Source organism: Cupriavidus sp. SIMBA_020, assembly GCF_046535395.1.
In the GTDB taxonomy this organism is placed as follows: domain Bacteria; phylum Pseudomonadota; class Gammaproteobacteria; order Burkholderiales; family Burkholderiaceae; genus Cupriavidus; species Cupriavidus campinensis.
Genome location: NZ_JAWRWU010000005.1, coordinates 376222 through 395613, shown reverse-complemented (window position 1 = coordinate 395613; position 19392 = coordinate 376222). Strand labels below are relative to the sequence as shown.

Sequence of the window (19392 nt, the reverse complement as noted above, 5' to 3'; positions counted from 1 at the left end):
CATCCCCACGACGCCCTCCCCACCCCCATGCATGCCAGCGCCACCCGACGCCTCGACGGGGCCACCCTGTTCCTGCTCACCTTCCCGCCACTGGCCTGGGCGGGCAACGCCATCGTCGGGCGGCTGGCCGCCGGTACGTTTCCGCCGATCACCCTGAACTTCGTGCGCTGGGTGCTGGCCGGGACCCTGCTGGGGCTCTACGCCTGGCGCGGGGTGGTGGAGCATCGCGCCACGCTGCGCCGGCATGCCGGGCTGCTCACGGCGATGGGCGTGCTGTCGATTGCCAGCTACAACGCGTTCCAGTATCTCGCGCTGACCACCTCGACGCCGATCAACGTGACGCTGATTGGCGCCTCCACGCCGCTGTTCCTGCTGATTATCGGCGCGCTCTTCTTCAGGGAGCGCATGCGGCCGTGGCATGTGGCCGGCGCGCTGCTGTGCCTGGTAGGGGTGTCCTTCGTGCTGGTGCGCGGGGATCTGGGGCGGCTGGCGCAGCTGGACTTCGTGCCCGGCGACCTGTTCATGCTCGCGGCGACCATCGCCTGGAGCGCTTACACCTGGCTGCTGCGCAAGCATCGCCCGGACCTGCCCCTGCCGGTGCTGCTGTTCGCGCAGATCGTGACCGGGGTGGTGGCCAGCGCGCCTGTCACGGCGTGGGAGCTGATGACCCTGCCGGCCCCCATCCCCTGGAACGGCAAGGTGCTGGGCATCCTGCTCTATGTGGCGACGATTCCCTCGCTGCTGGCCTACTTCGCCTGGGACCGCGCCATCGCCCGGGCCGGCGCGCAGTTGCCGGTGTTTTTCATCACGCTGACGCCGGTGTTCGCCGCCCTGCTCTCCACGCTGCTGCTCGGCGAGTCCCCCCACTGGTATCACGGCGTGGGGCTGGTCACCATCGCCGCGGGGATCGGGCTGGCGCAGCGGCGCTGAGAGGCGTTGCGTGGCGCTGAGTGGTCACCTAGCGCCGCAGCCGTTGATAAAAAGCCATCAGCGGCGTGGCCGTCAGGCCGTGCAGGACGATGGAAAACACCACGGTGCACAGCGTGGCGTGGATCAGGAAGGAACGCCATTCCTCCCCGGCGGCGTGCGTCAGGGCATAGGCCAGGTAGTAGAGCGAGCCGATGCCGCGAATGCCGAACCAGGCGGTCAGGCGCCGCTGGCCGCGCGCCAGGGGCAGGTCGAAGGTGGACGCATAGACCGCTAGCGGCCGGATCAGGCAGATCAGCAGCAGGGCCAGCGCCACGTACTGGGCGTGGAAGACCTCCCGGGTCAGCATCGCACCGATCAGCAGGGTGACGCACAGTTCGGCCAGCCGCTCGATATTGAACGAGAACTCCGAGGCGGTATGGGTCAGGTAGGCCGCAGCCTTGCGCGCGTGCGTGGAGGTGGTCTCGACATCGGCCGTATGCAGCGGCCCCATGACCTCCGCCGGCGAGGTGGCGGGATTCTCGCGGCGCTCCACCTGCCGCATTGCCAGCCCCGCCGCGAACACGGCCAGGAAGCCGTAGGTGTGAAGCAACAGCGCGGCGCCGTAGGAGACGCCGATCAGGCCGAGCGTGAGGAAGCTCTCCAGCCCCACCGCCTCGTGGAAGCGCAGGCGCAGGACCAGGATGGTCTTGCTGGCCAGCCAGCCCAGCAGCCCGCCGACGGCCAGCCCGCCAAGCGTGCTCCAGACCAGATCGACCGCCATCCAGCGCCCGCCCCACGGACCAAGCTCGTGATAGCCCAGCAGGCCAAGGCCGAGCATGACGAACGGGAATGCTGTGCCATCGTTCAGGCCGCCCTCGCCGGTCAGGCTGTAGCGCACCACGTCGCGATCCTCGGTATCGGCCATCTGCACGTCCGAGGCCAGCACGGGGTCCGTGGGCGCCAGGATCGCCCCGAGCAGCACCGCCACGCCCAGCGGCACCTGCAGCCACCCGGCCGCCACGGCGCACACGCCGCCGATGGTCAGCAGCATGGCCACGCTGGCCAGCCGCACCGGCAGGCGCCAGACGCGGTACGTCATCTGCACCCGCATCCGCAAGCCCACGCCGAACAGGGCGACGAGCACGGCCAGCTCGGTGATCCATTCCAGCACCTTCACGTGGCCCGGGTCGGTCAGGTCAAGCACGATCAGCCCGGCCCCGCCCGGCCCCAGCGCCATCCCCACTAATAGATACAGGCCGGACGGGGACATGGGCAGGCGCTTCACCATGGAGTCGATCAGCCCCATGGTGATCAGCAGCGCGCCAATGACCAATGCCCAGGTCGCGAACAAGCTGGCTCCCCTATTCGATACATCCCGGTCGAGACTTTCACAGTAGTCGGCGCGGCGGGCGGGCGCTGTCGGGCGGACCCCGTAGCGCCGTGTCAGTGAAGACCTCCCGACACTGGTGCGCGGGCGCACCGTGCAGGGGCTTGTGGATGGCCGGACGGGGGGGCTGGCGGGCGGCCAGACGCCCCCGGCGCTCCGACGACGCGGAATCGACCTCGCCACTAATCCACTGATTTCATTGAGATTTCCATCCCACGGGGCGGCAATTATCCGCCCAGAAGTGCCTTTGGCATGGCGATTGCTATCTTGTATCCAAGATTGGATTTCAGATAGGACACTCATGCGCACCTCTATCGCCGCTACCCCTGCGGCCAACCCAGCCGCCTCCGGCAAGGCCGATGCGGCGTGGATCGAGCGGTTCGACACCCCGGTCTCCGCCCCGCACCCGGATCACGCCCCGCTGGCCGGGTTGCGCTTTGCCGCCAAGGACAATATCGACGTGGCCGGCGTGCCGACGACCGCCGCCTGCCCCGAGTTCGCCTACGTGCCGGACGCCCACGCCACGGTGATTGCACGCCTGCTGGGCGCCGGCGCGGCGCTGGCCGGCAAGACCAACCTGGACCAATTCGCCTGCGGCCTGAATGGCACGCGCTCGCCCTACGGCGCCGTGCCTAACGCGTTCGACCCGGCCTATGTCAGCGGCGGGTCGAGTTCCGGTTCGGCATACGCGGTGGCCACCGGGGCGGTGGACTTCGCGCTGGGCACGGACACCGCCGGCTCGGGCCGTGTGCCCGCCGGGCTCAACAACATCGTCGGGTTGAAGCCGAGCAAGGGCCTGATCTCCGCCCACGGCGTGTTCCCCGCCGCGCAGAGCGTGGATTGCGTGTCGATCCTGGCGCGCACGGTGGCCATGGCAGTCCGCGTGCTCGAAGCCGCCGCCGGCCATGACCCGCAGGACCCGTATTCGCGTGCGTTGCCACTGGCGCGCACGCCGCTGCCCGCCGCGTTCCGTTTTGGCGTGCCGGCCGAGCCTGAGTTTTTTGGCGATGACCTCGCCCGCCGGGCCTTCGACGACGCCGTAGCCGCGCTGGAGGCGCTGGGCGGCCGCGCGGTGCCCATCGACTATGCCCCGCTCGCCGAAGCCGCCGCGCTGCTCTATGACAGCGCGCTGGTCGCCGAGCGCTACGCCGCCGTGCGCCCCTTCTTCGACCGCGCGCCGGGGGCGGTCATCGAGCCGGTTCGCTCGATCCTGGCCGCAGGCAGCCGCTACAGCGCCGCCGATGTATTCGATGCCCAGCACACGCTCCAGGCGCTGGCCCAGCGCGCGACTGCCATGTGGCAGGACATCGACGTGCTGTGCGTGCCCACGGCGCCGACGCATTGCACCATCGCCGCCATGCTGGCCGATCCGGTGGTGCGCAACCGTGAACTCGGCCACTACACCAACTTCGTCAACCTGCTTGACTACGCCGCGCTGTCCGTGCCCGCCAGCCTGCGCCCGGACGGGCTGCCGTTCGGCATCACGCTGATCGGCCAGGCCGGCAGCGACTGGCAACTCGCCGACCTGGGGCAACGCTTCCACCACGCCAGCGGGCTGACGCTGGGTGCGACGGGCGCCCCGCTGCCCGCGCCGGTAGGTATCGCCGCGCTCGCCCCGTCGCCGGCAACCCATCTGCCGCTGGCCGTGGTGGGCGCCCATCTCTCGGGCATGCCGCTGAACGGTCAGCTGACCGAACGCGGCGCGACGCTGGCCGAGGCCACCACCACCGCGCCGCGCTACCGCCTGCACGCGCTGCCCGGCACCACGCCGCCCAAGCCCGGCCTGCGCCGCGTGGACGCCGCAGAGGAAGCCGGCGCCGCCATCGCCGTAGAGGTCTGGCAGGTGCCGCTCGCCGCCGTCGGCAGCTTCCTGGCGCTGGTGCCGGCCCCGCTGGCGCTGGGCAGCATCGAGCTGGCCGATGGCCGCTGGGTCCATGGCTTCGTCTGCGAAGGCCATGCGCTGCAAGGCGCGCCCGATGTCAGCGCCCATGGCGGCTGGCGCGCCTATATCACGTCGCTCTCCGCCGCTTGACCGTCTTCCGAATCTCCAACTTTCACGCACAGGAACCCGCCATGACCCGCTCTACCACTCGCCCGGCCGCTGCTCCCGCCACGGTATCTCCCTCGCGCCGCCGCGCGCTGAAGGCCGGCGCCGCCGCGCTGTCCATGCTGGCCGCACCGGCCATCGTCCGCGCGCAGGGCACGCCCAAGCTGCGCATCGGCTACTGGCCGGTCGCCTCGGGCCTGCCCTTCTTTGCCGCCGTCGAAAAGGGCTATTTCAAGGAAGCCGGGCTGAACGTCGAGCCGATCAAGTTCGCCAGCCCCCAGCAGGTGATCGAGGCCATCCTGGCCGGCCGGTGCGACGGCAGCGCCAATGGCACCGCTTCGGCAGCACTGGCCATCGGTGACATTGCCCAGCCCGGCCTGCTGAAGATCTTCTGCACCAACCCGACCAACGCCAAGTTCGTGCTCGACGAATTCCTGGTGGCCAAGGACAGCCCGATCAAGACCGTGGCGGAACTCAAGGGCAAGCGCGTGGCGTGCGGCCCTGGCCTGCAGAACGTGGTGCTTGCCAAGACCATGCTGGAGCGTGCCGGGGCCGGCAAGATCAGCGTGACGGAACTGCCGATCGGCCAGCACGTGGCGGCGCTCGCCGCCGGCCAGATCGATGGGGTCTACTCGCTCGAGCCGACCGGCACCATCGGCCGGCTCAACGGCACCACGCGCACGCTGGAGGCCGGCGTGGTGGCGCGCTACATCCTCGGCGACCCGATGGCGCCGTGGCACGGCGGCTCGGCCAGCCTGACCACGGAGTTCCTCGGCAAGAACAAGGACGTAGCCAAGGCCTACCTGGCCGCCTACCGGCGCGGCGTGGTGCTGGTGCGCCAGAACCCGGCCGAGGCGCGCCCCTTCCTCAAGGGCTATACCGCCATCGAAGGCGCGCTGACGGCGGAAGTGCCGATGGCCGACTACCTGTTCTTCGATGAATTCAAGGCCAGCGACGCGGCCCACTTCCAGAAGTTCTACGACCTGTTCACCGAGAAGGGCATTTTCTCGCGCAAGGTGGACGTCAACACGCTGCTCTACAAGGCCTGACGACCATGTCCGAACTGTCTGATACCGCCGCCGTGCCGGCCACGGCTCCGCCCGCCGGCAAGTCCTGGGCGCCCCCGGCGTCAAACGACGCCGCCCCGCGCCGGCCCCTGGGTGACCGGCTGCTGCCGATGGTCGGCCCGCTGGTGCTGTTCGCCATCTGGGATCTCGTGGTCCGCTTCGGCCTGATCAAGCCGATCCTGCTGCCGAGCCCGGCCGATACGCTGGTGGCGCTGGCCACCGGGCTGGCCGGCGGCGAGCTGCTGGCGGACTTCGCCGTCACCGTGGCGCGGACGTTGCAGGCCTTCGCCATCGCGGCGGTGGTCGGCATGCCGCTGGGCGTGCTGCTGGGCAGCAATGAGCGGGCCTACCGCAGTGTGGAGTTCCTGATCGACTTCTTCCGCTCCACGCCGTCTTCCGCGCTGATTCCGCTGTTCCTGCTGATTTTCGGCGTGTCCGACATCAACAAGATAGCCATCGCCGCCTTCGGCGCCCTGCTGATCGTGGTCTTCAACAGCGCCTACGGCGTGATCAACGCGCGCAAGCAGCGCGTGATGGCGGCGCGCGTGATGGGCGCCTCCCGCTGGCGCATCTTCCGGGACGTGCTGGTCTGGGAGAGCCTGCAGCCGAGCTTTGTCGGCCTGCGCTCCGCCGTGTCGATGGCGCTGGTGATCGTGATCGTGGCCGAGATGTTCATCGGCTCCGAGAACGGCCTCGGCCACGCCATCATCGACGCCCAGCAGGTGCTCAACGTCAAGACCATGTACGCGGCCATCCTCGCGGCCGGCGCGCTCGGCTATGTGCTCAACATCGCGTTCCTGGTGCTGGAGCGCCGCATCGTCCATTGGAGTGGAAGGTAACCATGACCACCGTTCTGACCCCCGCCCGCCACGCCGACGTGCCGGTGCCGCCGTTCCGCCCGGGGCCGCCGGGCACCCACATCACCATCCGCGGGCTGACCAAGTATTTCGCCGGCTGGCCGCTGTACGAGAACTTCGACCTCGACATCCCGAAAGGCAAGATCGTCTCGGTGTTCGGCCCCAACGGCTGCGGCAAGAGCACGCTGATCAACATGATCGCGGGGCTGATTCCGATCGACCGGGGCGAGATCCTGTTCGACGGCAAGTCGCTCAAGGACACGCGCATTGGCTACGTGTTCCAGAACTACCGCGAGGCGATGTTCCCGTGGATGCGGACCATCGACAACATCGCCTATCCGCTCCTGCTGGAGGGCCGCAGCAAGGCCGAGGTGGACCGGCGCATGGCGGAGCTGGTGGCGTCCTTCGACGTGAAGTTCGACCTGAACCGCTACCCGTACGAGCTGTCCGGCGGGCAGCAGCAGACCGCGTCGATCATGCGGGCGCTGGCGCCCCGGCCCGAGGTGCTGTTCCTCGACGAACCGTTCTCCGCGCTCGACTTCGAGATGACGCTGTTCATCCGGGAGAAGCTGCAGGAGGTGTTCATGCAGACCGGCACGACCATGCTGCTGGTCTCGCACGACCTGGAGGAAGCGGTGTACCTGGCGGACCAGATCCTGCTGCTGACCAAGCGCCCGACGCGCGTGGCCGAGATCCTGGACTACGGCGATGCCCGGCCACGCACCGTGGAGACCCTGTCACAGGCGAGCTTCGTCGCGGCCAAGCGGCAGAGCCTGGAGATCTTCCAGCGTGAAGTCCGGCGCTGAAACCTGCCCCCGGGGCCGGTGGCGACCCGGCCGGCGCCGGCGCATAATGGGCGCCAGCGCCGGCCCAACCGTCCCGCCGAGACCCGCACCGCGCCTATCCCGATGAATGCCATGCCCCCTACCGATGCCGGGCGCACCTCGCGCGCCGACGATGTCTACGCACTGCTGAAGCGCGATATCGCCGACTTTCGCCTCGTGCCCGGCGACCGCTTCACCGAGAACGAAGTCTGCGAGCGGCTGGGCGTGTCACGCACGCCGGTCCGCCAGGCACTGTTCCGGATGAAGCAGGAAGGGTTCGTCGAGGTCAGTTTCCGCGCCGGCTGGCGTGTGCTGCCGTTCGACTTCGACAAATTCGAGCAGTTGTACGACCTGCGCATGGTGCTGGAGACCGAAGCGGTGCGGCGGCTGTGCGCGATGGCGCCGGACAGCAACCAGGCGGCCCTGGCCGCCCTGGCCGCGATCTGGCTGGTGGCGCCCGAGGCGCGGCTGCCGGACATGGCGCGCGTGGGCGAACTCGACGAGGCCTTCCACTGCACGCTGGTGGAGGCCGCCGGCAACCCCGAGATGGCGCGCGTGCATCGCGACGTGACCGAACGCATCCGCCTGATCCGCCGACTGGACTTCACCAAGCCAGCGCGCGTGGACGCCACGTATGAAGAGCACGGGCGCATCCTGCGCGCCGTGCTCGCCCATCGGTCAGATGAAGCCTGCCGGCTGCTGCGCTCGCACATCGGCGCGAGCCAGGCGGAGGTGCGCAAGATCACCCTGCACGAGGTCTACCTCGCCCGCAGCCAGGCGCGGGGCGAGGGCAAATGACGGCCACGGCGCCCGCCAGCAGCTTTTGCGGCGCCCCACTACAATGGCGCACACCCGGCCTGGGAGCCGGGCTGACCTGGGGAGTCGAACATGCGGATTCTGGTAGTCGGAGCGGGTGCGATTGGTGGCTATTTCGGGGCGCGGCTGCTGCAGGCCGGGCGTGACGTCACGTTCCTGGTGCGGCCCCGGCGCGCCGCCCTGCTGGCCGAGCGCGGCCTGCGGATCATGAGCCCGCATGGCGACGTGCGCATCGAGGACCCGCCCACGGTGCTATCCACCCAGATCACCGCGCCGTACGACGTAGTGCTGCTGAGCTGCAAGGCCTACGACCTGGACGGCGCCATGGACAGCTTCGCGCCGGCCGTGGGCCCCGACACGGTGGTCATCCCCATGCTCAACGGCATGCAACACCTGGACAAGCTCGATGCCCGCTTCGGCGCCAAGCGCGTGATGGGTGGCCGCTGCATGATCTCCAGCACGCTGGACGAGCAAGGCACCATCCTGCATCTGTCGGCCTTCCACATTCTCTCGTTCGGGGAACGGCCAGCCGGCACCACCGCGCGCGCGCGTGCCGTGGCCGCCCTGCTCGAGAACGCCGGTTTCGACGTGCAGCGCAGTGAAGCGATCATGCAGGACATGTGGGAAAAGTGGCTGTTTCTGGCGACGCTGGCCTCGTCCACCTGCCTGATGCGGGCGACGATTGGCGACATCCTGGCCGCACCGCACGGGCGGGAGACCATTGCGGCGCTGCTCGATGAGTGCGCGGCCATTGCGGCCGCGAACGGCTATCCGGCGCGGGCGCCGGCGCTCGAGCAGGCCCGGGCGACGCTGTTCGCGGAAGGCTCTCCGCTGATGGCGTCGATGCTGCGCGACCTGGAGCGCGGCGCCGCCATCGAATCGGACCAGATCGTGGGAGACTTGCTGGCGCGGCGCGGCCAGACGCCGGCGCCGACCCTGGAGTTGGCCTTGACGAGTCTCAAGGCCTACGAGGCGCGCCGCGCACGCGGCTGACGCCCCGGATTCTCAGACGCCGAAGCCCGGCGCGCCGAACTTCGTCAGCAACTGTTCGATCAGTGCCATGTCTTCGGTGCGCGGCGTGCGGTCCTCCACCACGCGGCACGGCCCGCCGTAGGTGGCGCTGACGTGCCGGCGCACGGTCAGCACGTCATCGGCCGGCGCGGCGATGTCCACGGCCTCGCCCGGCTCGTGCCGGTAGCTGCCGTCCATCCAGCCCGCGGGCGTCAGGTGCATGATTTCCCATTCGTCATTGGCAGACGTGGCGGACATGATGGCCTCGTCGGGGGCGGGATGGTTCATGACTGCGCTCAATTCTTGTGCCGGTAGTTGATGCGGCCCTTGGTCAGGTCATAGGGCGACATTTCCAGTGTTACGCGGTCGCCGGCCAGGATCCGGATGCGGTTCTTCTTCATGCGGCCCGACGAATACGCCCACACCTGGAAGCCGTTTTCGAGTACGACGCGGAAACGGTTATCGGGCAGCACTTCGGAAACGTGGCCGCCGAACTCGACGAGATCTTCCTTAGCCATGACGGGCTCCTTGATTAGCGTGGGCAATGGCGCCCGGTTGAAGGTGTCGCGCAGCCAGGCGCGTGATGGCGCCCTCGCCGGCACAGCGGGCGGCATGCTTGGCCCGGGCGGCGGTGCGGTGGGTGTCGTGGCGCATGGCCACGTTGGCCACCACGCGCTCCATGCCGTCCTTGTATTCGCGGATCAGATAGGCCGCGAACCAGACGCCTGGCTCTTGCTCGATGGGGTACACGGCAACCGTGTACGGCGATTCAATGATTTGCGTTTGCTGCAATGTGATGTGATGTCTCGTTTCGCGTGAACGCGCATGCGCAGGCCGGGCACCGATGTGCGCCACTGCTTGCCAGTTGGTTCCAACGCGATGGGAAGGAGGGTCAATGTGCGCAACACGCACTGAGGTGCATGTCGTCGCGATTGACGCGGAGTGACCGTGCTTGCGTAAGCTGGCGCGCTGGTACGGGGCGTGCCGGGTACGGAGCGGACTTGCCGCCGGTCAATATGGTGACGGGCCACGTGGCCCGGATCGATTCGGGTGTACGCCCGAAGGGTGCCAAAACTGAGTCATTGTAGTGATGTCGGCACCCGGTCCTGTCGTCTGGAGAGAGGACCAAGTCCGGCATTATAGCAGCTTCTTGCCTTGCGCCCTGATGCCATCGAACACGGCCCCGGCCAGGTCCTGCGGAAAATCCCGGGGCAGGCGGGCCGCGACGGCGGCAAGCGCCGGGTCCACGGCGGCCACGAGTTCGGCGATTATCGATTCCACATCCGCCTCGGGCAGCCCCACCTGCCGCCCCTGGGCTATCCAGTGCCGACGCTGGATCTGGGCCAGCCGGTAGTAATTCTGCGAGCCCCGCACCGCCATGGCCATGCGCGCCTTCTGCATGGCCAGCTGATTGGCCCCGCCCCCGACGATGGGATGTGCCGAGAGCACGTCATATAGCGGCGTAGCCCAGTAGCGGCCACCCGGGCCAATGCTCAGGCTGAAGTTCTTGGCGTGCCCGTCCGTAGCCGCGAGCATCCAGAACAGGATCTGCGTCTTGAAGAAATTGCGACGATCCGCCTCGCGCGCGTCGGAGCCGGACAGGATCGCCATGATGTCCGCGATGCCCGGCCCGCCATCGGCCTGGTACTTGACCAGCGGGGACATGCCCATCGCCTGGCAGAAGTCCTCCTGGGGCAGGCGCAGGATCCATGCGCCATCGGGCGCCACGCGCCGGTCGAAGCGCTCGACCACCAGCGCCTTCTGGTCCTCGAACATCGCCATCTCGCACGCCGCGATGGGCAGGCCGAAGGCCTCGACCAGCTGCGCGCAAAGCCATTCGTTCTCGACGGACGTGCGCATGTCCGCGCGCATATTGCCCACCAGCCCGAGCGGCAGCTTGAGAATATGGGTCGTGGGCGTACTGCCGTGCGGAATGAACCACTGGCCGCCCCGGCGCAGCAGCGCGGTCTTTTCCTGCGCACCGGCAATCGACAGGCGCAGGTCGGCATCGTCGCCATGCTGGCCGAGGGGCGATGCACTCGTGGTGTCGCGCAGCAAGCGGGCAATGTGCGCGTCATCGGCCGGACTGCCCTCGATGACGCGAAGCTCTTCGGGCACCTCGCCTTCGGGCAGCAGCTGCAGCGCGCCCACGCAGTCGCGGCCCAGCGCCGTGAGTAGATCGAAAGGAGCGATGCCACGCGTGCGATGGCGCTGCGCAAGCCGCCGGCGGATGGCGTCGCTATCCGGCAGCAGGTTGTCGAAGTAATCCGTGACCACGCGGCCACGGTACGGTGCATTGTCTGACCGGAACGGCATCGAGAGCGACAGCGGCCGGCCTTGCGGGCTGTGGATCCAACGTGCCGCGTAGTGGAAGGTCTCGCCCTCGCTGCCCTGAGCCCACACGCCCGTGAAATGGCCGTTCATCCAGACGCCGAGCTGGCGTCGCAAAGGGCGGCGTCCCATTACCAGGGCTCGTGCGGTGGGGGCTGGCGGAGCATGGCGCCGCCGCCACGATAGTCCTCGTCCCCATTGGTCGACAGCAGCATTTCCACGTCCAGCGCCTGCAACACCGCATGTAGCCGCTCCACGCTGACGCGCGCCGGGTTGGCTTCCAGCCGGGCATAGGTCTGCTGGCTCACCCCCAGGCGCGCCGCGAGTTGCGCCTGGGTCAGCCCGCGGGACTTGCGGAAGCCCTGGAGGATCGGCCGTAGCTGGCTGATGATGCGGATGGGATACATGGTGGGCGAGAATACAGCTAGAAAGTTGTAAAGCCGTTTTACGCTATTTCGGCTGTATTTTCAAGATACAGCTTATCGGGCGTAAAATTAGAATACATCCGATAAGCTGTAGCGACGGGGCCCATCGGGCACGCCGTGGTACATTCCGGCCCCATATCCCTCCTGATTGCATGCCCACGCCCCGATGCCCGCGCGTCCCGATCCGTCCGCTGCCAAGCCGCCCTCGATGAATGTCAAGACCGCCCTGCGCGTGATCGAGATCATCGAGACCTTTGCGCGCGAACGGCGCGCGCTGTCCCTCTCGGAACTGTCCCGGCTGCTGTCCGTGCCGGCCTCGAGCTGCCTGGCGCTGATCCGCACGCTGACTTCGCTCGGCTATCTTTATGAGACGGCCCGCCGCCAGGGCTACTACCCCACCGGCCGGCTGCTGGCCATGGCCCAGCAGATTGCCCGCCACGACCCCGTGCTCGATCGCGTGCACGGCACCATGAGCGAATTGCGCGAAGCCACCGGGGAGACCATCGTCATCGGCAAGCTGCACGAAGGCCATGCGGTGGTCTATCTCGATGTGCTTGAATCGCCACACGCAATCCGCTATATCGCCACGGCCGGCGAGCGGCGCGAACTCCATGCGAACTCGATCGGCAAGGCGCTGCTGGCCGCCATGGACGACGCCGAGCGCGCCGCCCTGCTCGCACAACTGCCCTTCCAGCCATTCACCGCGCGCACGCTGGCCACGCCGGCGGCGCTGGAGGCCGACCTCCGGCAAGCGCGCGAGCGCGGCGCGTACGTGAACCTCAGTGAGTCGATGCCCGATGTCGGCGCACTGGCCTGGCCGGTACGGTTGTCGGGCGAGAGTTACGCGATCTCGATTGCCGGCCCGGTCTACCGGATCGAGCCGCATCTGGAGCGCTACGCGGCCATCCTGCGCGCGGCATGCGCGGCGCTGGAGAAGATCTGACGCTACGGCTCTGCCGGGCGGATCTAGTCGATCTGTTGCGCGCGGAGGCGCCATCCAGCCGGATTGGGCACCGACACCGACGCCAGCGGCGCCGACGCCGTCAGCGCCAGCACCGCGTCATCGCGCCGCCACGTGACGCCATTGGCGTGCGCCATCGCCACCGGCACGGCTTCCACCACGTGGCCCATCATGGTCCGGAACAGATTGCCGCCGTGGCACTTGATCCAGGCTTCCTTGAGCGTCCAGAGGTCATAGAAGGCCTCCAGCTTCGCCAACTCGTCGCCCACGTCCAGCAGGGCCGGCACCGCGCCGCGCTCGGCCTCCGTGGTGGTGGCCTCGATCAGCGTGTCCAGGTGTTTGCGCGGCTGCATTTCCTCGATGTCGATGCCAACCGGCAGGTCGGACACGGCGCAAGCCAGGTGATCACCCGAATGGGCAATCGACAGGAATACCGGCGTGCCGACGGCCCCGCCGGTATGGGTCGCCAGCGGCGGCGCGTCCTCGGCCGCCGACAGCGACCATTCCGCTGCATCCCCGCCGAACGTCACCGCCAGCAGCCGGCGGGCAAGCCAGCGGCCCGCCGCGAACTGCTCGGCGCGGGCCCGGGCGCGCATGGCGGCCAGCCGCGCCAGCTCCTCTGGCGACATCCAGCGGCTGACGGGTGGCGCCATGGCCGCGAATGCCATGACCGATCCTGTGCGCAGCGCGAGCGGCATGGCAATCGTCCTGAAAACGTCAAACAGGTCCCGTCGATCGATGCCGCCTTACTTGGCGGCGACCTTGGCGTAGGTGCCCTTCAGCGTCACGCCCACCACCACGGCGCCGGCGTGGCACTCGTACTCGGTGGTGCTGGCGTTGGTGTCCTTCTTGTAATAGCTCACCATGTCCACCACTGCATTCGCGCCCAGCGACTTGGCCTTGTCCTGGAACGAGATCAGCGCCGAGAGCGCAGCCCAGCGGCACGCTTCCTCGTCAGCCTTGCCCACGCCGTTGGTCTTCTTGTTCGAGACGTCGCTGTCCTTCTTCTCAAGCACCTTCGGCGTCTTCTGCCCGGCCAGATAGAACATGACCGAGCCGTCGAGCTTTTCCTTGGCTTCCGGCATGTCCAGGACTTCCTGGAACGGCAGCATGTACTTGGTGTCGCGCGCGGCCGCAGGCGCGGACAGCAGCGTGCCGGTACTGGCGATGGCGAGGGCGACCAGCGGGAGAGCGAATTTCATTGACCTTCCTTTGTTCTTGATTGTTGAGCGATGAAACCAGACGGTGGTACGGCTCGGGTACGGCTCGGGTACGGCTATCTGCTCAGGCGTCCCAGCGGCGGAACACCAGCGAGGTGTTGATGCCGCCGAACGCGAAATTGTTGCTCATCACGTACTCGGTGTCGAATCGGCGGCCTTCGCCCATGATGTAGTCCAGCGGCGCGCAGCGCGGGTCCGGGTTGACGAGGTTCACCGTCGGCGCGAACCAGCCATCACGCATCATCTCGATGCTCATCCACGCCTCCAGCGCCCCGCATGCGCCCAGCGTGTGGCCGAGGTAGCTCTTCAGCGAGCTGACCGGCACGGCGCCGCCCAGCACCGCGTGCGTGGCATGGGATTCGGCGATGTCGCCATGGTCGGTGGCCGTGCCGTGCGCATTGACGTAGCCGATGCGCTCCGGCGCCAGCCCGGCGTCCTCCAGCGCCTGCCGCATGGCCACGGCCATGGTTGCGGCCTGCGGCTGGGTCACGTGGGCGCCGTCGCTGTTGGTGCCGTAGCCGACGATCTCGGCCAGGATGCGCGCGCCACGTGCCTGGGCGTGCTCCAGTTCCTCGAGCACCAGCGTGCCGGCGCCCTCACCCAGCACCAGGCCGTCGCGGTCCGCGTCGAACGGACGCGGCGTGGCCTCGGGGGCGTCGTTGCGCGTGCTGGTGGCGAACAGCGTGTCGAAAACGGCCGCCTCGGTCGCATCCAACTCCTCGCCGCCGCCGGCCAGCATCGCCACCTGGCGGCCCGCGCGGATCGTCTCGTAGGCGTAGCCGATGCCCTGGCTGCCGGACGTGCACGCGCTGGAGGTGGTCAGAATGCGCCCCGTGATGCCAAAGAACACCCCGATATTGACCGCCGTGGTGTGCGGCATCATGCGGATGTAGGTGGTGGCGCTGATGTCCTCGGTGGTGCGCTCGGTCATCATCCGGCCGAAGTCCTGGATCGCGGATGGCGTGCCCGTGGACGAGCCGTAGGCGATGCCCATCTGCCCGCCCGTGATGATCGGATGGCCGGTCAGGCCGGCATCCGCCAGCGCGGCCTCGCTGGCCAGCACCGCCATCAGCGAGACGCGGCCCATGGACCGCGTGGCCTTGCGCGTGTAGTGAGCCGGCAGCGCGAATGGCGGCACCGGCGCCCCGAGCTGCGTGTTCAGGCCCTTGATGTCGGCCCACTCCGGCATCCGCACCACGGCATTGCGGCCGCTGGCCAGGCGCTCGCGCACCGTGGTCCAGTCGTTGCCCAATGCGCTGATCGCGCCCGCGCCGGTTACGACAACCCGCTTCATCCGAACATCCCCCCGTTCACCGAAATCACCTGCCGTGTAATGTAACCGGCATCCGGCGAGAGCAGGAAGGCCACCGTGGCCGCCACCTCGTCCGGCGTGCCCATGCGCCGCGCGGGAATCATCTTCAGCGCTTCCTCGCGCACATGCTCGTCCACCATTTCCGTGTCGATCAGCCCCGGCGCCACGCAGTTGACCGTGATGTGGCGCTTGGCCAGTTCGATGGCGAGCGCCTTGGTGGCGCCGATGATGCCGGCCTTGGCCGCGCTGTAGTTGGTCTGGCCCCGGTTGCCCACCAGCCCGGACACCGACGACAGCGTAACGATGCGGCCCGGCTGGCGGCGCTGCACCATCGGCATCACCAGCGGGTTGAGCACGTTGTAGAAGGCGTCGAGGTTGGTATGGACCACCTCGTCCCATTCCTCGCCGCTCATGGCCGGAAACGCCGCGTCCCGCGCGATGCCCGCGTTGCAGACCACGCCGTAATAGGTGCCGTGTTCCTCGATGTCGGCATGCAGCACGCTGGCGGTGGCCTGGCGGTCGCTGATATCGAAGGCCAGCACGCGCGCGTTGCGGCCGAAGGCGCGCACGGCGTCCGCCACGGAGTCGGCGTCGTCCCGGCGGGCTCGGCAGTGCACCACCACGTCGTAGCCGTCGCGGGCGAGCCGCAGCGCAATGGCGCGGCCAATGCCGCGCGAGGAGCCCGTGACCAGCACGGTCTTGTTCGTCATGCTTGCTGCCCCTGGAGAAACGCCTGCGCATCCGCAGGCTGGAAAACGGAAACATTGGCGCGCGCCACGTCGCGGCCATCCATCTCGACCGTGCAGGCGAACAGGCCGAGGCCGTTGTCCCCGATCAGCTCCACCTGGGTGCGGATAGTCAGCACGCTGCCCACCGGAAACGCGGGCACGTCGCAGGCATAGCGGCGCGAGCCGAGCAGGAAGCCCAACCCCGGCGGGCGGCCCGCCGCGCGCTCGCGCACGCCAGCCCAGGCGGCAATCGTCTGGGCCATGTATTCGATACCGACCCAGCCGGGCATGCCGGCATCGTCCACGAACAGCTGGGTGGCGCGCACCGTGGCGCGGGCCACGCAGTGCTCGCCATCGGCCTGGACAAGTTCGTCGATCAGCCGCATGGCGCCCGCGTGGGGCACCACTTCGGACACCGGCGGCAGGGGCGGCATGGCGACAGGTGTCGAGTCAGGTGTCACATCAGGCGTTGTCATGTCAGCCCTCTCCCAGCACCAGCACGCTGTTGCTGCCGCCGAACGCGAACGAATTGCTCATCACGTAGCGCGGTGCCCGGCCCAGCGACTCGTCCGCGCCCACCACGTGCAGCGGCGGCAGCGTCGGATCGGCCGCGCCGTCCCACCAATGGGCCGGCAGGCGCCCACGCGGGTTGTCGGTCAGGGTCAGCACCATCAGCGCGGCTTCCACGGCGCCGGCGGCGCCCAGCGTGTGCCCGGTCTGCGGCTTGGTCGAGCTGACCGGCACGTCGAGCCCGAGCAGGTCTGCCACGGCGCGCGACTCCATTGCGTCGTTCTGCTCGGTGGCCGTGCCGTGCAGGTTCAGATAGTCGATGTCGGCCGGCTGCACGCCGGCGCGCGTCATGGCCTCCTGCATGGCGGCGCGGGCGCCGGCGCCAGCCGGGTCCGGCGCGGACATATGGTGCGCATCGGACGTCTCGCCCCAGCCGGCCAGCCGTACCGGGCCGGCCTCGCGCGACATCAGGAACAGCGCCGCACCCTCGCCCAGGTTGATGCCGTGGCGATGGGCGGACAGCGGATTGCACCGCTCCGCGCTGACCGAGTCGAGCGAGCGGAAGCCGGCGATCGTGAACGCGCACAGCGTGTCCACCCCACCGGCGATGGCCACGTCGGCCATGCCCTGCTCCAGCAGCCGCGCGGCGGCGGCCAGCGCCTTCGCGCTCGACGAACATGCCGTGGAGATCGTATAGGCCGGTCCGGCCGTGCCCAGCGCCAGTGCGAGGTACTGCGCGGGCGAGCCCAGCTCCTGCTGGCCGTAATGGAAGGCATCCGGCCAGGTGCCGGCGGCGTGCCGCGCGCGCACGGCCAGTTCGCCGTCACTGATGCCCGAGGTGCTGGTGCCGAGCACGATGGCCACGCGGGTCGGGCCCACGCGGGCGATGGCGGCTTCCACAGCGGGGCGCAGCGCAACCAGCGTGCGGTCCAGCAGCGCGTTGTTGCGGCTGCACAATGCGGGCGCGAGGCCGGCCGGCAGGTCGGTGGCCGCCACCGGCTCGCGCACGGTACCGAGGTGCAGCGGCGTGCCGGGTGTGTAGCGGTCTGTAACTTCGCCGCCCGCCGGGCCATCCGTGCGCCACAGCGCAGCGCGCACGGCGTCGTTGCCGCTGCCCAGTGCGCAGATGACATTCATCGCGTTCAGGAAAATCGTCATGGCCGTGCTCCTTCACCCTGCAGCGTGCGGATGGTCAGCCGGTAGCCGTCGCGGCGCTGCACAAACTCCGTGGTGGCTGCGTCGGGATAGCGGATCTCGGCCACGAGTTCGTCACCGGCCAGCAGGCGGCGCATGGCCGGCGTGGCGTCCAGGCGCCAGCCCGGCGGCAGCGCCGCGCGAATGGCTGCCACCGGCCAGAGCGACAGCTGCAGATCACTGAGGATACGCTCCGGCACGAGTTCCGCGGGCGCCCACGGCGCACGTGTCACGCGCAGGTCACTGCCGTCCCAGTCCAGCCGGGCCAGCACTTGCCCACCAGCCAGCGCGGCCAGCCGGGTGTGGCCGGCATCGGCCTCCAGCAGCGCGAGGATGTCGCGCGTCTGCTCGCCCTGCGGCGACGGATAACGCACCGTGATCTGCTGCTGCAATTGCAGCGTGCGGCCCAGCGACGCCGGCGGCAGGCGCAGCAGCGGCACCGCCGGGCGGTCCGCTTCGGCCACGGCTGGCGTGGGGCCGGCGGGCGGCGCCGCGGCGCAGCCAGCCAATATGGCCAGTACGGCAAGCGCCGCGCCCGCCGTTATCGAGCAGAAGAGCCTCAGGCCGCGCAAAGCTGCTCCAGCACGTTGAGGCGCCGCCGGGACTCGGCCACGAAGGGGTTGTCTCGGTCCCAGGCGTAGCCGGCCAGGATCGACGAGATCATCCGGCGAATCTCGGGCGTGGCGTTCGGATGGAAGATCAGGGTCTGGAAGCGGCCCTCGTACCAGGCTTCGACGAAGGTGCGGAAGCAGTCCACGCCAGCCTTCAGCGGTCTGGCGTAGTCGGCCTCCCAGTCCACGGTTTCGCCGGCCAGCTGGCGGGCGAGGCAGGCCGTGGCCAGGCTGGCCGACTTGAACGCAATCGTCACGCCCGACGAGAACACCGGGTCCAGGAACTCGCCGGCATTGCCGAGCAGCGCGTAGCCCTTGCCCCACAGCGAGCTGACATTGGCCGAGTAGCCGACGATCTGGCGCGCCGGCGTATCCCAGTTGGCGTCGCGCAGCAGGTGCGCCAGACCCGGTTCCTCGCTGACCAACTGCTTCAGCTTGGCCATCTCGTCGCCCGGATAGCGGTCCAGGAACGACTTCTCCGCCACCACGCCCTGCGAGCAGCGGCCATTCGAGAACGGAATGGTCCAGTACCAGACATCGACATGCTCGGGATGCACGCCGATGCGGATCTTGTTGCGGTCGAAGGTGCCGGGCGCCACGCGGTCTTCCACGTGCGTGAAGATAGCCGCGCGCACCGGGAAGTTCGACGGGGACTCCAGCTTCAGCAGGCGCGGCAGGATGCGGCCGAAGCCGGAGGCATCGAGCAGGAACTTCGCCTGCACCGTGTACGCCTGCCCGTCCGGGTCGCGCACGGTCACCACCGGCTGCGCGCCGGTGACATCCACCGCCTCCACCACGTGGCGGAAGCGCACCTCGGCGCCCTGCTTCTCGGCTTCCCGGATCAGCACATCGTCAAAGTGCGCACGCTGCACCTGATAGGTGGTGCCCCAGCCCTTGGAGAACTTGTCGCGGAAGTCGAATTCCGTGTAGCGGTCGCCCCGGGCGAAGGCGGCGCCGTTCTTGTACTGGAACCCGGCCTCCACCACGGCCTGCAGCATACCGGCTTCCTCTATGTATTCCATGCTCTGCGGCAACAGGCTCTCGCCGATGGAGAAGCGCGGGAACGTCTCCTTCTCGATGACGAGCACCTGGATGCCGCGCTTGCGCAGCAGGCCAGCCGCCACCGAGCCAGCGGGCCCGGCGCCGACGATCAATACCTCCACCTGTTCCGTTTTCATATCA

The 19392-nt window shown here is 68.7% G+C and carries 22 protein-coding genes; 8 read left to right on the top strand and 14 right to left on the bottom strand.

Going from position 1 to position 19392, the window contains the following annotated elements:
- The first annotated feature begins 27 nt into the window (after window positions 1–27).
- Window positions 28–930: a DMT family transporter gene (locus tag SB751_RS13195; RefSeq protein ID WP_211943704.1), complete on the top strand. Its 903-nt coding sequence runs from the start codon at window positions 28–30 to the stop codon at window positions 928–930.
- Window positions 931–958: 28 nt separating this feature from the next.
- Here SB751_RS13195 and SB751_RS13190 read toward each other — a convergent pair whose 3' ends face one another.
- Complete coding sequence (locus tag SB751_RS13190; protein ID WP_244844909.1) at window positions 959–2260, bottom strand: cation:proton antiporter; 1302 nt, start codon at window positions 2258–2260, stop codon at window positions 959–961.
- Between the two features lie 337 nt (window positions 2261–2597).
- On the opposite strand from SB751_RS13190, the gene atzF reads away from it, so the two are divergent.
- From atzF to panE, 6 genes are all read left to right on the top strand, one after another.
- Window positions 2598–4328 (top strand): allophanate hydrolase, encoded by a 1731-nt coding sequence (atzF, locus tag SB751_RS13185; RefSeq protein ID WP_144197118.1) that lies wholly within the window; start codon window positions 2598–2600, stop codon window positions 4326–4328.
- Window positions 4329–4369: 41 nt separating this feature from the next.
- Entirely contained in the window at window positions 4370–5392 is a 1023-nt protein-coding gene (locus SB751_RS13180; protein WP_144197117.1) for an ABC transporter substrate-binding protein, read from the top strand.
- A gap of 5 nt (window positions 5393–5397) precedes the next feature.
- Entirely contained in the window at window positions 5398–6249 is an 852-nt protein-coding gene (locus tag SB751_RS13175; protein WP_144197116.1) for an ABC transporter permease, read from the top strand.
- A 2-nt stretch (window positions 6250–6251) separates the two neighbouring features.
- Window positions 6252–7073, top strand: coding sequence for an ABC transporter ATP-binding protein (locus SB751_RS13170; RefSeq protein ID WP_144197115.1), 822 nt, complete (start codon window positions 6252–6254; stop codon window positions 7071–7073).
- Between the two features lie 111 nt (window positions 7074–7184).
- Complete coding sequence (locus SB751_RS13165) at window positions 7185–7889, top strand: GntR family transcriptional regulator (protein WP_244844910.1); 705 nt, start codon at window positions 7185–7187, stop codon at window positions 7887–7889.
- A gap of 90 nt (window positions 7890–7979) precedes the next feature.
- Window positions 7980–8900, top strand: a complete 921-nt coding sequence (panE, locus tag SB751_RS13160) for a 2-dehydropantoate 2-reductase (protein ID WP_211943706.1) — start codon at window positions 7980–7982, stop codon at window positions 8898–8900.
- Between the two features lie 12 nt (window positions 8901–8912).
- Here the strand turns inward: panE and SB751_RS13155 are convergent, their stop codons facing one another.
- From SB751_RS13155 to SB751_RS13135, 5 genes are all read right to left on the bottom strand, one after another.
- Entirely contained in the window at window positions 8913–9206 is a 294-nt protein-coding gene (locus SB751_RS13155; RefSeq protein ID WP_246118931.1) for a translation initiation factor 1, read from the bottom strand.
- Between the two features lie 8 nt (window positions 9207–9214).
- Window positions 9215–9436: a translation initiation factor IF-1 gene (infA, locus tag SB751_RS13150; protein ID WP_092299836.1), complete on the bottom strand. Its 222-nt coding sequence runs from the start codon at window positions 9434–9436 to the stop codon at window positions 9215–9217.
- Window positions 9429–9710 carry an isochorismatase gene (locus tag SB751_RS13145; protein WP_377731516.1) on the bottom strand — a complete coding sequence of 94 codons (282 nt, stop codon included), beginning with the start codon at window positions 9708–9710 and terminating at the stop codon, window positions 9429–9431. The genes infA and SB751_RS13145 overlap by 8 nt, the downstream gene beginning before the upstream one ends.
- 345 nt (window positions 9711–10055) lie before the next feature.
- The gene (locus SB751_RS13140; RefSeq protein ID WP_186296808.1) at window positions 10056–11381 is read right to left on the bottom strand and encodes a type II toxin-antitoxin system HipA family toxin; all 1326 of its coding nucleotides are present in this window, start codon (window positions 11379–11381) and stop codon (window positions 10056–10058) included.
- Window positions 11381–11656 (bottom strand): helix-turn-helix domain-containing protein, encoded by a 276-nt coding sequence (locus SB751_RS13135; RefSeq protein WP_144197111.1) that lies wholly within the window; start codon window positions 11654–11656, stop codon window positions 11381–11383. The genes SB751_RS13140 and SB751_RS13135 overlap by 1 nt, the downstream gene beginning before the upstream one ends.
- Window positions 11657–11882: 226 nt before the next feature.
- On the opposite strand from SB751_RS13135, the gene SB751_RS13130 reads away from it, so the two are divergent.
- Window positions 11883–12617, top strand: coding sequence for an IclR family transcriptional regulator (locus SB751_RS13130; protein WP_144197110.1), 735 nt, complete (start codon window positions 11883–11885; stop codon window positions 12615–12617).
- A 23-nt stretch (window positions 12618–12640) separates the two neighbouring features.
- On the opposite strand, the gene SB751_RS13125 is transcribed toward SB751_RS13130, so the two are convergent.
- From SB751_RS13125 to SB751_RS13090, 8 genes are all read right to left on the bottom strand, one after another.
- Entirely contained in the window at window positions 12641–13303 is a 663-nt protein-coding gene (locus tag SB751_RS13125) for a 4'-phosphopantetheinyl transferase family protein (RefSeq protein WP_244844912.1), read from the bottom strand.
- 78 nt (window positions 13304–13381) lie between these two features.
- Complete coding sequence (locus SB751_RS13120) at window positions 13382–13837, bottom strand: excinuclease ATPase subunit (protein WP_144197108.1); 456 nt, start codon at window positions 13835–13837, stop codon at window positions 13382–13384.
- 82 nt (window positions 13838–13919) lie between these two features.
- Entirely contained in the window at window positions 13920–15149 is a 1230-nt protein-coding gene (locus tag SB751_RS13115; protein WP_144197107.1) for a beta-ketoacyl-ACP synthase, read from the bottom strand.
- Window positions 15146–15877 (bottom strand): 3-oxoacyl-ACP reductase FabG, encoded by a 732-nt coding sequence (fabG, locus tag SB751_RS13110; protein WP_144197106.1) that lies wholly within the window; start codon window positions 15875–15877, stop codon window positions 15146–15148. Before fabG ends, SB751_RS13115 begins: the two co-directional genes overlap by 4 nt.
- Window positions 15874–16371, bottom strand: coding sequence for a hotdog family protein (locus tag SB751_RS13105; RefSeq protein ID WP_262389797.1), 498 nt, complete (start codon window positions 16369–16371; stop codon window positions 15874–15876). The genes fabG and SB751_RS13105 overlap by 4 nt, the downstream gene beginning before the upstream one ends.
- A 1-nt stretch (window position 16372) precedes the next feature.
- Window positions 16373–17563 carry a beta-ketoacyl-ACP synthase gene (locus SB751_RS13100; protein ID WP_144197105.1) on the bottom strand — a complete coding sequence of 397 codons (1191 nt, stop codon included), beginning with the start codon at window positions 17561–17563 and terminating at the stop codon, window positions 16373–16375.
- The gene (locus SB751_RS13095; RefSeq protein WP_244844913.1) at window positions 17560–18171 is read right to left on the bottom strand and encodes a DUF3261 domain-containing protein; all 612 of its coding nucleotides are present in this window, start codon (window positions 18169–18171) and stop codon (window positions 17560–17562) included. Before SB751_RS13095 ends, SB751_RS13100 begins: the two co-directional genes overlap by 4 nt.
- Window positions 18159–19388 (bottom strand): NAD(P)/FAD-dependent oxidoreductase, encoded by a 1230-nt coding sequence (locus SB751_RS13090; protein ID WP_144197104.1) that lies wholly within the window; start codon window positions 19386–19388, stop codon window positions 18159–18161. Before SB751_RS13090 ends, SB751_RS13095 begins: the two co-directional genes overlap by 13 nt.
- Window positions 19389–19392: the final 4 nt, after the last annotated feature.